The following is a 15966-nucleotide window of genomic DNA, read 5'->3' as shown; positions in this document are numbered from 1 at the left end:
CGATTATATCAAGCGGAACTCCAAGTTAGCCAGAGGTCGTATCACTTCCACTTTATAACATTGACCATTTCGATAATGGTAAATGGTATGGTTGCCATTGGGAAGGGTTAGTTTATAGACATTGCTTTCAACTTTCTTCAGAGCACAATATTCGGCAAAGCGCTCGGAGAAAATTTTATCCATACCAACGGGTTCTGTATAATATAAATTAATCACACTGTACTTTATCGAGGTATTCGCCAAAATTCGCTCTTCGTCATCATCCTTATTTACTGCATACCCATTTCCTTTCTTTCGTATTTTATTGGTTTCCCGGATTTTATCATTCAGGTAAATATAGGCTTCGGAAGCATGTAGCAAGCCCTCTTGGTATACAATGTCCGATTGAGTTTCCACTTTAAAGTCAGCCAAAAAAGATATCAACACATTGGACTCTAACTGATAACGCACCTTTTCTGCAAGGTTACTCCGGCGTATTTGTAATTTACCCACCGATTTTTTCCCTTTAAATATCTCATACTCCAGTGTTTGGGAATAAACTTCCAGAGAAAAACCACTGGTCGCGATCAACAATAAAAATAGTAATTTCACAAATATCCGGTTTTAGTTAATCTACTAATTTATCAAAAAAATGCTGTTTACAGCAACTCATAATATCTTCTATAGACTAAATGAAAAGAAAGAGGGGAAGGTTGTTTGTGAAATAAAAAGGAATCCTTCCAGACGGACATGGCCTGGAAGGATTTTGTTAAGAGGAGAGAATTACATTTTAAATTTTGACTGTAACATTTTCAATTTATCCTCCATGGAAGTTTCCGGTTCGGGAGCTTTGCGTTTTCTTTGCGCTTTGGGTTTCGCCTTGGTATTTTCATCTTTCATCGACAAGGCGATCCGCTTTCTTTGTAAATCTACATCAATCACCCGCACTTCCACTTTTTGATGTACTTTGACCACTTCCGTAGGATGTTTGACATAGCGATCTGCCATTTGGCTTAAATGCACCAGACCGTCCTGATGTACTCCAACATCCACAAAGGCACCAAAATCCGTGATGTTGGTCACGATACCAGGCAACTTCATCCCCACCTGCAAATCTTCCGGTTTTTCGATGCCTTCGGCAAATTGGAAAGCCTCAAACTGCTCCCGGGGATCGCGTCCGGGTTTCGCTAATTCGCTAAGGATATCGTTCAAGGTTGGTAACCCTACGGTGTCTGTGACGTAATCTTTCAAATTGATCTGTTTGCGCAAATCTGCTTTCTCCATCAAGTCCTTTACCGAACAATTCAGGTCTTTCGCCATATTTTCCACAATATGGTAGCTCTCCGGGTGTACGGCACTGTGATCCAATGGATTTTCGGCATGGCGGATCCGTAAGAAACCGGCAGCCTGTTCGAAGGCTTTATCTCCCAAGCGGGCCACTTTTTTCAGCTCGGAACGCTTTTTAAACGGGCCGTTTTCTTCTCGATACTTTACAATATTTTTCGCAATAGAACTCCCCAGTCCTGACACATAGGTCAGCAATTCCTTACTGGCAGTATTCACCTCTACCCCTACGGCATTTACACAACTGACTACCACATCGTCCAAGCTGTGTTTTAAGGCCGACTGGTCCACATCGTGTTGGTATTGTCCTACACCGATAGATTTGGGATCAATCTTCACTAATTCTGCCAAGGGGTCCATTAATCGCCTTCCGATAGACACTGCGCCCCTTACTGTGACATCGTGATCAGGGAACTCTTCACGGGCAATTTCCGAAGCAGAATACACCGAGGCCCCACTTTCATTGACTACAATCACCGATATGTCTGAAGACAAACCGAGACCTCTTACAAACGTTTCTGACTCACGACTAGCCGTACCGTTTCCGATGGCAATGGCCTCAATAGCATGAGTTTCCACCAAATGTTTTACCGTAGCTCCGGCTTTGGCGGTTTGCTTTTGAGGTTCGTTGGGGTAAATAGCCTCGTAGTGTAATAATTTTCCTTGTTTGTCCAAGCAGACCAATTTACATCCTGTACGGAAGCCCGGGTCAATCGCCATAATAGCCTTTTGGCCCAAAGGAGCTGCTAATAGCAACTGACGGAGGTTTTCCGCAAACACCCGGATGGCTTCTTCATCCGCTTTATTTTTTGTAGACAAACGGATTTCTGTTTCCATAGAAGGCTTCATCAAGCGCTTATAACTATCTTTTACCGCCAAACGCACCTGCTCGGCAGTTGATCCGCTTCCTTTTACAAATTTACCTTGTAATACATCGATGGCCTCCTGCTCTGAAGGGGCACAATCAAACGACACGACTAACTCTTTTTCCGCCCTTCGCATTGCCAGCACCCTATGAGAAGGCGCATTTTTGACCGGCTCGTTCCAATCAAAGTAGTCTTTGTATTTCAAACCCTCTTCTTCCTTACCCGGAATCACTTTGGTCACAAAAACCCCCTCATTTTCAAAGAGTTTCCGAACCGATTTCCGGGCTTCCTGGTCTTCGTTTACCTTTTCGGCAATGATATCCCGGGCACCGGCCAAAGCCTCTTCCAGGTTGTTCACTCCTTTTTCGGCATCAATATAATTTTGTGCTTCCGATTCCAGGTCAAATTTTTCCTGGGTAAAGATTTTCTCAGCCAAAGGTTCCAATCCTTTTTCCCGGGCCATGGTAGCACGTGTTCTTCGCTTAGGTTTATAAGGCAGGTAAAGATCTTCCAGCTCTGCCATGGTTTCTGCCTGTTCAATTTTCGCTTTTAACTCATCGGTGAGTTTCCCTTGCTCCTCGACCGTTTTTAAGATGGTCTCTCTTCTCTTATCCAACTCTCTCAACTGAGTAATCCGGTCGCGAATGGCCGCTACTTGTACTTCGTCCAAACTTCCGGTAACTTCCTTCCGGTAACGAGAGATAAATGGTACGGTAGCCCCTTCGTCCAACAACGTTACCGTAGCTTCTACTTGCTTTGGGGTGATTTGCAATTCCCCGGCAATGATTTGAAGATTTTTAGTCATGATACAACTTCACAATAAACAAAAAAACAGATAAAAAACGGTGAGCTGATTTATACAGGCCTGCTGCCGGCTAAATCAAATAAGCATCCTGTTGAAGTCCGGTTCCAATACCAGACCAGATTTCAACAAGGCGCGAGAATATAATTATTTAGCCAAATTACCAAAGAATTTTCGTTATGGGTAATTTTTTTCTTTTTCTGTAACCCGTCACAACGTTTTTCCGGACAAGGAATAATGGAAAGAATTTTGACCTATTACTTATTTCCTTGAAAAGTAAGTACTAAGATTAATTTTTTCATTACTTTCACTTCTTTTGTAATGTTCTCAATGCGATAAAATACCAAACGGGTAACCTCCTTTTTTGAGGAAGTTCGCATCAAATTGTGGAACCGGTAACTGCCCTGTAAGGAAGGTTGCTTCTCTTTTTTATTTCTATGATCATTGTCTGACTGATAACTGAATTTCATGAAGTCCTTTTATTGTTTTTTATTCTTAGCACTAAATATTTATGCGCTGTCCTTCGGGCAGAGCCGCAAAACCGTAGGCGTAGTATTAAGTGGAGGGGGAGCCAAAGGCTTGGCTCATGTGGGCGTATTAAAATGCCTGGAAGAAAACCAAATCCCCGTAGACTATATTGTAGGAACCTCTATGGGAGGAATTGTAGGAGGCTTGTATGCCGCCGGATTTAATGCCGATGAGATTGACTCTTTGGTACGTACGGAAGACTTTCAATCCTGGGCATATGGGAAAATCAGCCGTAACAACCGCTACCTGGGCGTGAGAAAGTGGAACAATGCTTCTTTCTTAAACTTTCAGGTTTCGCTGGATTCCAATTTTAATGCATCCATCAATTCCAACTTGGTGAACGATGCCCCTTTAAATCTCGCTTTGGCCAGTTACTTTCACCGGGTTATCAAAGCAGCCGATTATAATTTCGACAGTCTGTCTATCCCTTTTCGCTGTGTAGGAGCCGATATTTTCACTCAAAAACCCGTGGTGATGAAAGACGGGCATATCAGTGATGCCATCCGCGCTACTATGGCGGTTCCACTGATGTTCAGAGCTGTCAAAGTGAAAGGCCAATACCTTTACGATGGAGGACTTTACAATAACTTTCCGATAGACGTGATGATTGATGAGTTTTCCCCGGATGTCATCATTGGAGTCAATGTCTCTACCTTGAAATACGATCAATATCCCGAAAAAGAAGCGGAGGAATTGATCAAGGGCTCGCTAAAATACATGATTATGGACAGCTCAGACCCCAGCCGGTTAGAAAATAAAGATGTGTTGATCAATGTACCGATCGACCATTATTCCCCGCTGGACTTCTACAAAGTGGATGAGTTTGTCAAGATTGGCTACCAAAGCGCCCAAGAGCAATTGGACAGTATTAAAATCAAAACCTTTCAACAAACCCGGGCAAAAAGGGATAACCGCTTTCATGAACTTACCAACTTCAGTCAAAAAAACATTTCGGCTATTGAAATTGAAGGCTTAAACAAGCGCCAACAGCGGTTTGTAAGAAACCTGTTAAAAACCAAAAAGAAAGAAAATACGAGTATCAAAAATGTGACAAAAGGATATTACATGCTCAATTCGGATAACTTCTTCAAAGATCTCTATCCCCGGGTTGAACATGATACTTTGGACAATTACCGCTTCCTTTTTGACATGAACCCTTCCCGTAAACTGGATGTATCCTTAGGAGGAAACTTGGCCAGCAGAAACATCAGTACTGTGTATGCCGATATGCAACTCAATATTCTGGATAGCTGGAAATACACTTTGTACACAAACTTTTATGCCGGGAATTTTTACCTGTCCACCAACGGTTTGTTCCGGGTATTTATCCCTACTGATATCCCTTTCTACCTGGAAGGAAGCTATATTTATAACCAATGGGATTATGATATTGTCAAAAATGTATTCTCCACACAAAAGATGAATCCCAACCTCAATCAAATTGATCGTTACGGAGAATTAACATTGGGCTTTCCGGTAAACCAGCTGAGTAATTTATCCTTTAGTGCGGGGTATGTAAATAAAGATGATGCCTATTTCAATACGGAAAACTTCCAAACAGAAGACAGTCAGGACATTACCAAATTTGAAGGCTGGACTTACACAAGCCGCTTTTTCCGCAGCACACTGGACCGGAAACAATTTGCCAGTAGCGGAATGGAATTTGAGCTTTCCGCCAAATTTGTCAGTGGGCAGGAAACGCTTCGCCCGGGTAGCACTTCCGTTTATAATCAGAAGCTCACCGAACAGAGAGACTGGTATGTATTTACATTGAAATACGAACAGTATTTTGGGAAGAAACTCAAACATGGAATCTTGTTAGAGGCACTGACGTCCAACCAACCCTTCTTCCAAAACTACCAAGCCTCTATGATCAATGCACCTGCTTTCTACCCTTTTATTGATAGCAAATCGCTCTTTAGTGAAGATTTCCGGGGGTATGACTATTTGGCATTAGGCTTGCGCCAAATCTGGCAACTGAGCAAATCACTGGATTTTCGACTGGAAGGCTACGGATTTGCCAGTGCCAAAACACTTAAAGAAAGAATTGATCAAACGGCTTATTTAAGCACCCAAAATAACTCCTTGGACTATGCCGCAGCAGCTATAGCCGTTTATCACAGCCCTTTCGGCCCCATGAGTGCTATGGTTAACTATTATTCCGATCCTGAGTTCCGTTGGGGCTTTATGCTTAATGCCGGTTTCTTATTGTATAATAAAAAAGCCATACAGGACTAATCACTATTTTCAGTCAAAAAAAGAGCTATAAAACAAAGAAGAGGTAATCTCTCATTGTTTTATAGCTCTTTCCAAAAATTTCGTTCTCTCCCCCTCAGGATTCAGTTATTTAGCGGTTCATTACTGCCAATGTCAAACGACTAATGCACGTCAATTGCCCCTGCTCATTGGTAATTTTAATCTCCCAAACCTGAATTTTCCGTCCTATATGTACAGCTTCCGCTCTTCCCATAACAAAGCCCTCTTTTACACTCTTCAGATGATTAGCATTCACTTCCACTCCCACACAATATTTATTTTCATGTGCTACCAATAAATTGCCACCAACACTACCCAAGGTTTCAGCCAGTACCACCGAAGCTCCCCCATGTAAGAGGCCCATCGGTTGCTTGGTACGGTGATCTACAGGCATCCGGGCACATAAGTAATTGTCGCCCAGCTCTGTAAACTCAATACCCAGGTGGGTGCCCATATGTTCGCCCGGCTGATTGAGCGCTTCTAAGCTAACTGTATTAGGAATCATACAAAAATTTAATTTGTTATTAAGAGGTTAAAAATTAATCTTTGCCAAATTTCAGACTTTTTACGCAGATAACTCGTTAAAAATCAAAGGCATATACCCCGGTTTATTTATCAAAAAACCGCAAAAACAAAACTACACTTTTCACTGATTATCAATCAACTAACCAATGTAATAATCATAATTTGAAAAAACTCTATTACTTTTCACAAAACTAGAAAAATTTGACATCGAAGAAAATCTATATCGTTCGACACGGGGAGACAGAGTACAACAAACTTGGTTTAGTACAAGGCTGTGGTATTGATGCCGGCTTAAATGATTTAGGCCGAAAGCAAGCCCGTGCATTCCATCAACATTTCAAAGATTTTCCTTTTGATAAGATCTATACTTCCAAACTCAAACGGACTCACCAATCAGTATGGAGTTTCATTGAAGATGGCATTTCCTGGCAACAACTGGAAGGGTTGAATGAAATTAGTTGGGGGGTGAAAGAGGGCCGTATCATCACCGAAGAGGACGACCGGCAGTACTATACAATGATTGAGGGATGGAAAAAAGGGCAACTACACCTGAAAGTAGAGAAAGGAGAAAGCCCCTTGGAAGTCCAAACCCGGCAACAGATTGCCTGGAAATACATCATGTCAAATCCCTATGAACAAAATGTCCTGATCTGTATGCATGGGCGGGCCATCCGGATCTTATTAAGTTGGCTAATAGGCCACGATCTCAGTCAGATGGACCAATTCGAACATCAAAACCTTTGTCTATATTTACTCCATTACGAAAAGGGCAACTATTCTATAGAAAAGCGTAACGATGTAACCCATCTACAACATTTAAACAACTTGGCTGATACCGTATCCGACTCCTTTATCAGTGGTAACTAGTTCTTTTGAAAAATATATACAAGATTAAAGTCCAATAACGATTTGAAAAGTTATTGGACTTTAATCTTGTATATGGAAACTCTCTACGCCATCAACAAAAATATAGTAGGTTTTTTGTGTAAATCCGGCTTTTTCTTTTTCCACTCGCCCACGGTTAACGTGCGAATAAACTGGTCAGGGGCCGTAAGATTGGCGGCTACGCACAGACGTGTTCCGGTACTACAACTCTCTAAAACATCTTCAAAAAGGTGATTATTCCGGTATGGTGTTTCCATAAAAATTTGGGTCACACTTTTCTTAGCAGACTCATTTTCCAGGCGCTGCAATACGGATTTCCGTTTATTTTTGTCCACAGGCAAATAGCCTTGAAAGGTGAAACACTGCCCGTTCATGCCGGAGCCCATCAAGGCCAAAAGTATGGAAGAAGGACCTGGTACGGGCACTACTTCCCATCCGTACTGATGGGCTACTTGTACGGCCAACGCCCCCGGATCTGCTACCCCCGGACATCCGGCTTCCGATATCACCCCCACCGAAGTATTGGAAGGCAAGTTTCTCAGATACCGTTCCACACTTCCGTATTTTGTTTTTTTATCTAAAACAAAAAATTTCAATTCCCGGATATTCACCCCTGCATCCATGGCACTGATGAACCTCCTTGCTGTACGTATGTTTTCCACTAAATAATGCGTGGTTTGACTGACGATCTCTTTGGTATAAGGACTCAGTAAGTGTACGGTTTCTTCCGACAGCAAACTGGGAATCAGATAAATTTTCATAAGAAAAGTATAATTATTAATCGTAAATCGGTACTCAACCCGATGGCTTTCCCATAAGAATTAACTATTTGTTAACCCTAAAGAACTGCAAATCAATGGAAGATCAGTTTAACTTTGCAAACTTACACACGACTGATTAAATCCACTCTTAAAATCATTAATAATCAGGCATTGGGGTATTTTTAAAGTTATATTGAGTTTTTTTAACTAAAAATCCCTACTGCAAATGAAATTATAAGAGAAGAGAAACTGTAAAAAGTTACTACATTCACCGTTTTATTGAAACAAGTTGTCAAGTACCTTTGACAAAGAAGTGGATTTTTATTGTTTAAAAGATTGCAATGATAGGGGAGATCATAAAAGAATTAAAATCGAAGTTTTCTATAAGTACTTTCTTGCTAAGAGTTGTACTGGTATTACTGATTGGCTTCCTGTTTTTAACTTCATTAGAATTATTAGGAATTTCTTTTCAGTTTGAAAACAAGATCGTCCAGGAGCTCACCAAAGCTTCTGAAAACCCCTTTGTGGCTATTTTTATAGGCCTTTTGGCAACCGCCATCATGCAGAGCAGTTCTACGGTTACTTCTTTGGTAGTTACCATTGTAGCATCCGGAATGTTAAGCATTCATCAAGCCATTCCCATTGTCATGGGGGCCAATATCGGCACCACGGTTACCAGTACCTTTGTTTCTTTAGGCCATATTACCCAAAAGAAAGAGTTCCGGAAAGCCATATCGGCAGCTACTCTTCATGATTTTTTCAATATCATCACCGTGATGATTCTTTTTCCCTTAGAATATTTTACGGGTTGGCTCTCTTCCCTTTCCTTGAGTATTACCAACCTGATCCCTTCTGAAGCGGCCACTACCCCTAAAAAGCCTTTTTGGGTAATTCAAATGGTAAAATCGGTGGAAGGCACCATTGCCGAGTTATTTGGCAATCATTCGATTTTTATCTTTTTCATTGCACTCATCGGTTTGTTTGTTTCTATTAAAGCTTTTGCCTCTTTGATTAAGAGGGTATTGATTAAAGACACCCAGGAAACTACCGAGTTCTTATTTTTTAGTTCCAATAACAAATCGCTGGCAACCGGATTTGTACTAACTTCCTTGGTTCAATCCAGCTCCTTGACCAGTTCCATGATTGTTCCTTTGGTAGCGACCAACAAAATCAGCTTGTCCAAAGCCTTCCCTTATCTAATGGGGGCCAATATCGGAACCACGGTTACGGCCTTAATCGCAGCGGTATCTACTTCCAATGCAGCCATCAGCCTGGCCATTGCCCATTTACTGTTTAATGTAATTGGGGTGATCCTTCTCTACCCTCTTCCCCAAATCAGGCGTATTCCGATCTTTTTGGCAAAAAAACTGGGAAACCTCACAGTACAAAACCGCCTTTATGGCTTTTTGTATCTAATTCTTATCTTCTTTATCATCCCCTTTATTTTGATTTCGGTGACAAACTAACTCCCATTGTGGTCTATGCCCCATTCAGGCGATAACGTGATTGAACTGAACAGTGCGTAAATCGCTACAATTTTTCAAAGAAAAGAAAAGTGCCGGATAGATTTTGAGCATGTACTTCGCGACTGTTCTTCAACTTTCACTTGTTCTCCATACTCTACTTCAAAGCATGAGCTGACTAGCCAAAGCCTGCCGGGATATGTATAAATACCCAAAGAGTATTACCCGGAAAGCAAAAGCCCAAAACAGAAATTATCCGTTTTGGGCTTTTCGTATACTTACAGACTAGAATGCCAGTTTACCGAAAGTAAAGCTATTTGTTGTTTAATTCTATTTGTAAAAACTTACCGGTATAGCTCTCCGGGTGTTTGGCTATTTCTTCAGGGGTACCGGTACATAAGATTGTTCCCCCTTCACTACCTCCTTCCGGACCTAAATCGATGATATGATCGGCCACTTTGATTACATCCAGGTTGTGCTCAATCACCAATACCGTATTGCCTTTGCTGACTAATTTGTTTAAAACATCCATCAAATGTTGAATATCCTGAAAATGCAAACCGGTAGTAGGCTCATCCAAGATATAGAAGGTTTGCCCCGTATCTTTTTTGGACAGTTCGGTTGCTAACTTCACCCGTTGGGCCTCTCCCCCGGAAAGAGTGGTGGCATGTTGCCCCAAGGTAATGTACCCCAATCCCACATCAAAAAGAGCTTTTACTTTCCGCAAGATTTTCGGTTGATTTTCAAAAAACTCAACAGCTTGCTCCACAGTCATGTCCAACACATCCGAAATCGATTTGCCTTTAAAGCGAACCTCCAAGGTTTCCCGGTTATACCGTTTGCCTTTGCAAGTTTCGCAATCCACATACACATCCGGCAGGAAATCCATCTCTACCAATTGCTTTCCGGCCCCCTGACACGTTTCGCAACGCCCTCCTTTTACATTAAAGGAAAAGCGCCCTGGCTTATATCCCCGTATTTTGGATTCGGGGAGAGAGGCAAAAATTGAGCGGATATCCGTAAACATGCCCGTATACGTAGCCGGATTCGAGCGCGGAGTTCTTCCGATAGGTGATTGGTCTACCTCAATTACTTTGTCGATATGTTTCAGTCCCGATACTTTTTCATAAGCAAGAGGCTCTCTTCTGGAACGATAAAAATGTTGATTCAGAATAGGGAATAACGTTTCGTGAATCAAAGTGGATTTCCCACTTCCGGAAACGCCTGTAACACAGATCATTTTCCCTAAAGGAAAGGTCGCTTTTACGTTTTTCAGATTATTCCCGTTCGCCCCTTTGATCTCAATAGACTTTCCACTGCCTTCTCTTCGTTTTTCAGGCACTTCGATACTTCGCTCCCCATTCAGAAATTGAGCCGTCATGCTATGCTGCCCGATAAATGCTTCCGGTGTACCGTTGGCAACAATCCGTCCTCCGTGAATTCCGGCTCCCGGCCCTATATCCAGAATGTAATCCGAGGCTAACATCATGTCTTTATCATGCTCCACCACAATTACCGAATTCCCCAAATCCCTCAAATCTTGTAAAGCTTTGATCAAGCGCACGTTGTCCCGTTGATGCAAGCCAATACTGGGTTCATCCAAGATGTAAAGAACCCCTACCAGTTGCGTACCGATTTGGGTGGCCAAGCGAATCCGCTGGGCTTCCCCCCCTGACAGAGTACGCAACGGCCGGTTCAATGTCAGGTAAACCAGGCCCACATCCAATAAAAAGCTGATGCGCTTGCGAATTTCTTTGAGCACTTCCAAGCCAATACGCTTTTGCCGCTCCGACATCCGGTCTTCCAGGTTTTCAAACCATTCGCCCAACTTCCGGATATCCATCTCAGCCAGCTCCGCGATATTTTTATTGCCGATTTTGAAATGTACCGATTCTTTTTTCAGGCGGGTTCCCTCACAGGCTGGACAAGTACAGGTAACCGTAAAATCTTCTACCCATTTCTGTATTTTATCCGACCCGGAATCCTTATGTTTTCTCAAGAAACTAATAATTCCTTCAAACTTCGTATGCCACATGGTTCCGGGGTGCTTCACGGACTTCACGGCCACATCTTCTTCCGATCCGAAAAGCAACATTTCCATCATTTCTTCGGGCAAATCCTTGATCGGAGTACTAATGCTCAGTTTATTTTTTTTGAAGATAGCCTCAATTTTTTTGAAGATCCAGATGTCCCTGTATTCTCCCAAAGGAGCTATCCCTCCACGGCTGATGCTTAATGTATCGTCAGGAATGATTGATTCCCGGGTAATTTCCTCTATGACACCCAATCCGTTACATTGCGGACAAGCCCCGTATGGAGAGTTAAAAGAAAATAAATTAGGGGCAGGCTCATCATAGGAAACCCCCGAAGTAGGACACATCAGAAATTTCGAAAAGTGCTTCACGGCATTCTCCGACTCTTCCGGCAAATAGACCATCATCACTCCTTTGCCTATTTTCATTGCGGTATTTACCGATTGTGTCAAGCGGTACTTATCATCCCCTTTTACCACTACCCGGTCTACCACTACTTCAATGTCGTGAGTTTTATAGCGGTCCACTTGCATTTTGGGCAGTAACTCGGAAATCTCTCCATCCACCCGCACTTTATTAAATCCCTGCTTCCTCAATTGCACAAACAATTCGCGGTAGTGTCCTTTACGGCCTTTTACCACAGGAGCCAACACCACCATCTTCTGCCCTTCGTATTGCTTTAAAAGCAATTGAATAATCTGATCTTCGGTTTGCTTAATCATTTTTTCCCCGGTTACATAGGAAAAGGCTTCCCCTGCCCGGGCATACAGCAAACGCATAAAATCATAAATTTCTGTCACCGTCCCTACCGTAGAGCGCGGATTGCGGGAGGTGGTTTTTTGTTCAATTGAGATGACAGGACTCAAGCCATTGATCTTGTCCACATCCGGCCGCTCCATATTGCCGATAAACGAGCGGGCATAGGCAGAAAAGCTCTCCATATACCTTCGCTGCCCTTCGGCATAAATAGTATCAAAAGCCAAAGATGACTTTCCACTGCCACTGATGCCTGTGATGACAATCAGTTTATGGCGCGGAAAAGAAATATCAATATTTTTCAGATTGTGCTCTCTGGCACCGTAGATTTCGATAAATTCCTCTTCTTGTTGAGTTTCTTTCTCAATCGTAAGCCCTTGTTGTTTGTGCACTTTGTTAGCTTTTTTGATGAACCTCAAGATAACCAATTGTGAATCTGTAAAGTTAGCCAAGATTTAGCGAAATTGCTCTCAGAATTTGGATTTGCTTTATCTTTGAAGTAGAAGCAGGGAATTGAAAGGAAAAATCTACCTTCTTCAAAGGTTGGAAGGAAGCCCTATTCAGTAATACAAACAATGATTTTCTGAAAATTTATGTCTCATTTTATCAATATCAGATTTCCAATAAACTTGACTATGAAGAAGCTCAGTTTGCTGGCATGTGCCCTTGGGCTCATGTTATTTTCTTGTGAACAACCTAAGAAAAAAACGATGGAAGAAAAACACGAACCTGCAGTGACTGTGGAAGACAAGCACACTTTTGCCAATCCTCAAGAGGCTGTGATGAAACACTTATCCTTGGATATAGAAGTCGATTTCAAGCAAAAAACCTTGTCCGGGACTGCCAAAATCGACTTTGAAAACCATGGAAGTGAACGCTTGTTCTTAGACACCCGCGGACTCACCATCGAAAAAGTAATGGTTGGCGACCGGGAACTCAACTACACCTTGCATGAAGAAATTCCCTATTTGGGCAGTGCGCTGGAAATATCAATAGATACTTTCACACAAAGTTTGGTAGTGCATTATCACACTTCCCCTGAAGCCAGTGCACTACAATGGTTGTCGCCTTCCCAGACTACCGGCAAAAAAGAACCTTTCCTCTTTACGCAATCGCAAGCCATATTGGCGCGTACTTGGGTACCTTGCCAAGACAGCCCCGGAATACGTTTTACATATGATGCCAAGGTAAAAGTACCTAAAGGCTTGATGGCCTTAATGAGTGCAAAAAACCCTAAAGAAATTTCGGAAGAAGGGGTATACGAGTTTAACATGGGCCAACCTATCCCTGCATATTTATTAGCACTATCGGTAGGAGACCTTACTTTCAAAGCCATCGGCAAACGCACCGGAGTATACGCAGAACCCGCAGATTTGGAAAAAGCCGTATATGAATTTGCCGAAATGGAAGATATGTTAATAGCAGCCGAAAAACTATATGGCCCTTACCAATGGGAACAATACGATGTGATCGTACTTCCTCCCAGTTTTCCCTTTGGCGGAATGGAAAATCCTCGCTTGACGTTTGCCACCCCTACCATTCTGGCTGGCGACCGTTCTCTTACCTCACTCATTGCACATGAACTGGCGCACTCCTGGTCCGGAAATCTGGTAACCAATGCCACTTGGGACGATTTCTGGATGAATGAAGGTTTTACCGTATATTTTGAAAACCGCATCATGGAAGCCATTTATGGAAAGGACATTGCCGATATGTTGGCCTTGATCAGCTATCAGGATTTGGTACACGAAATGGAAGAAATGAATTATTCGGACGATACCAAATTAAAATTGAGCCTTTCGGGCCGTGATCCGGACGAAGGCATGACCGCCATCGCCTATGACAAAGGGTTTTATTTCTTGAAATTATTGGAATTTACTGCCGGACGTGAGAAATGGGATGCTTTCTTAAATCAGTATTTCGAATCGCATGCTTTCCAAACCATCACCACGGAGGCCTTTTTAAAATATTTAGACAAAAACTTATTACAAAACCTACCAGACTCTACCGTAGAAAGCTTGCGGATCGAGCAGTGGGTTTACAATTCGGGTTTACCTGAAAACTGTCCGAAAATCCACTCAGACAAATTTGAACAAGTGGAAAAAGAAGTAGCTAAATTCAATGAGGGGACTACTGCCGGCGAGTTACAAACCAAAGGTTGGGTGTACCAACAGTGGGTACATTTCTTAAGAAAAATGCCCGGGGAATTGAACAGCGAACAAATGGCCGCATTGGACAAAAGTTTTCAGTTTACCAAAACAGGAAACAATGAGGTGCTTTTTGAATGGTTAATGTTGGTAGTCAAATACGAATACAGCCCGGCCTACCCAAGATTAAAAAGCTTTCTGAAAACGGTAGGGAGAAGAAAATTTATCAAACCTATTTACGAAGCCATGGCTAAAAACGAAAAGTTATTGCCAATGGCCCAACAGGTTTATGCACAAGCAAGATCCGGGTATCACTTTGTAGCGGTATCCAGCATCGACCCTATTGTAGGTTATAACCAACAATAACGCTAAAAAGGAAGACCTTCCAGATTTTGAAACCTGGAAGGTCTATTGTTTACTTATTCAGCATCCATTTCTTGCAAAGAAGCCTCCAAATAATTAGCCCCTTCTATCACTACTTTTTTTCCTTCCAGCTGCTGAATACCCTCTTTCACTTCTACTATATCTCCTTGTCGCTGTCCTATCACTACCGGTACTTTTTCAAAGCTACCGCTTTGATTTTCCTGGTAAACAAAATACTCTTTTTGATTTCTGACTAAAGCCATTTCGGGCAGGGTCCATACATTTTTTGCTTTCGACAAAATAGTAGCATTTACCCACATACCAGGTTTTAAGATCTCAGGTACTTCCTCCAAATGCGCATGTACATCCACTGTTTTACTCTCCCCATCTATCTCTTGCCCGACCAGCTTTACAAAAGCTTTCAAAGGCGGTAAAGATGCATTAGCAACCTGTACTTGAATTTCCTGACCTTCCTTCAAATGTACAAGGTCCCGTTCAAACACTTGTAATTCCGCATGTAAATGACTTTTATCCACAATTTCCATAATCGAATTTTCCAGACCTACCATGTCCCCATTACTCACGTGAATCCGGGTAATGTAGCCGCTACTGGGCGCATAAATACGGATAGACTTAGAAATCTTCTCTTCAGAGAGCTGATCCGGTTGTATATTCAACAGTTTTAATTTTACCGACAATCCCCCTAACTCCGCTTTCAAGCGTAAAAAATCAGCCTCTGCCTTCTGAAAATTCTTTTGAGCGGTTGCATTTTTTTCTGCCAGGGTCTTCTGCCGGGCCAATTCTTTTTCCTGATACGATAATTGACTTTTTACTTTCAAATATTCACTTTGTAAATCAATGTATTCAGGATGTTCCAAAGTCAATAGTACTTGACCTCGGCGAACCGCTTGCCCCGGAAGTAAATTAATCCGGCTAACAAACCCGGGCATTGGAGGGGTAATTTTATAGCGGTTTCCCGGAGGCACCCCCAATGTTCCCCTACAGACAATTTCGGCCGCGACCGTTTTCTTCTCTATTTCCCCCAATTGAATATTAGCCATCTGTATCTGCGCGGCATTCAATTGTACTTGCTGTACATCTGTCACTTCAGGCTTCTTTGCATCCTCGAGCATTTCTACAGGTTTTGAACCGGAAGGCGAGCATGCATACAATGCCAGTATTATATTGATAAACCAAAGAATATTTTTCATTATTTATTAATTTGAAAATTTTATACATTTTTAAATCGATACACTCA

General features: G+C 42.2%; 11 protein-coding genes. 4 read left to right on the top strand and 7 right to left on the bottom strand.

Annotated elements, in window-relative coordinates:
- Positions 1–3: 3 nt before the first annotated feature.
- The 3 genes from AAG747_RS20420 to AAG747_RS20410 all read right to left on the bottom strand — a co-directional run bounded on the left by AAG747_RS20420 (position 4) and on the right by AAG747_RS20410 (position 3461).
- Positions 4–591 carry a DUF6134 family protein gene (locus AAG747_RS20420; RefSeq protein WP_346823079.1) on the bottom strand — a complete coding sequence of 196 codons (588 nt, stop codon included), beginning with the start codon at positions 589–591 and terminating at the stop codon, positions 4–6.
- Positions 592–762: 171 nt separating this feature from the next.
- Positions 763–2994, bottom strand: a complete 2232-nt coding sequence (locus AAG747_RS20415) for a Tex family protein (protein ID WP_346823077.1) — start codon at positions 2992–2994, stop codon at positions 763–765.
- A 254-nt stretch (positions 2995–3248) separates the two neighbouring features.
- The gene (locus AAG747_RS20410) at positions 3249–3461 is read right to left on the bottom strand and encodes a hypothetical protein (RefSeq protein WP_346823076.1); all 213 of its coding nucleotides are present in this window, start codon (positions 3459–3461) and stop codon (positions 3249–3251) included.
- Here AAG747_RS20410 and AAG747_RS20405 point away from each other — a divergent pair.
- Positions 3460–5757 carry a patatin-like phospholipase family protein gene (locus AAG747_RS20405; protein ID WP_346823075.1) on the top strand — a complete coding sequence of 766 codons (2298 nt, stop codon included), beginning with the start codon at positions 3460–3462 and terminating at the stop codon, positions 5755–5757. The genes AAG747_RS20410 and AAG747_RS20405 overlap by 2 nt on opposite strands.
- 109 nt (positions 5758–5866) lie before the next feature.
- Here AAG747_RS20405 and AAG747_RS20400 read toward each other — a convergent pair whose 3' ends face one another.
- Complete coding sequence (locus AAG747_RS20400; RefSeq protein ID WP_346823074.1) at positions 5867–6280, bottom strand: hotdog fold thioesterase; 414 nt, start codon at positions 6278–6280, stop codon at positions 5867–5869.
- A gap of 221 nt (positions 6281–6501) precedes the next feature.
- Here AAG747_RS20400 and AAG747_RS20395 point away from each other — a divergent pair, with 221 nt between their 5' ends.
- Positions 6502–7167 (top strand): histidine phosphatase family protein, encoded by a 666-nt coding sequence (locus AAG747_RS20395; protein ID WP_346823073.1) that lies wholly within the window; start codon positions 6502–6504, stop codon positions 7165–7167.
- Positions 7168–7250: 83 nt separating this feature from the next.
- Here the strand turns inward: AAG747_RS20395 and AAG747_RS20390 are convergent, their stop codons facing one another.
- Positions 7251–7946: an SAM-dependent methyltransferase gene (locus tag AAG747_RS20390; protein WP_346823072.1), complete on the bottom strand. Its 696-nt coding sequence runs from the start codon at positions 7944–7946 to the stop codon at positions 7251–7253.
- A 341-nt stretch (positions 7947–8287) separates the two neighbouring features.
- On the opposite strand from AAG747_RS20390, the gene AAG747_RS20385 reads away from it, so the two are divergent.
- Complete coding sequence (locus AAG747_RS20385) at positions 8288–9412, top strand: Na/Pi symporter (RefSeq protein WP_346823071.1); 1125 nt, start codon at positions 8288–8290, stop codon at positions 9410–9412.
- Positions 9413–9722: 310 nt separating this feature from the next.
- On the opposite strand, the gene uvrA is transcribed toward AAG747_RS20385, so the two are convergent.
- Entirely contained in the window at positions 9723–12590 is a 2868-nt protein-coding gene (gene uvrA / locus AAG747_RS20380; RefSeq protein ID WP_346823070.1) for an excinuclease ABC subunit UvrA, read from the bottom strand.
- A gap of 243 nt (positions 12591–12833) precedes the next feature.
- Here uvrA and AAG747_RS20375 point away from each other — a divergent pair, with 243 nt between their 5' ends.
- Complete coding sequence (locus AAG747_RS20375; RefSeq protein WP_346823069.1) at positions 12834–14711, top strand: M1 family metallopeptidase; 1878 nt, start codon at positions 12834–12836, stop codon at positions 14709–14711.
- Positions 14712–14764: 53 nt separating this feature from the next.
- Here AAG747_RS20375 and AAG747_RS20370 read toward each other — a convergent pair whose 3' ends face one another.
- Positions 14765–15919, bottom strand: coding sequence for an efflux RND transporter periplasmic adaptor subunit (locus tag AAG747_RS20370; RefSeq protein ID WP_346823068.1), 1155 nt, complete (start codon positions 15917–15919; stop codon positions 14765–14767).
- Positions 15920–15966: the final 47 nt, after the last annotated feature.

Source organism: Rapidithrix thailandica (assembly GCF_039710355.1).
Classification (GTDB): Bacteria; Bacteroidota; Bacteroidia; order Cytophagales; family Flammeovirgaceae; genus Rapidithrix; species Rapidithrix thailandica.
Note: the sequence above shows the minus strand (reverse complement) of the source record. Positions and strands in the feature narration are given on the sequence as shown.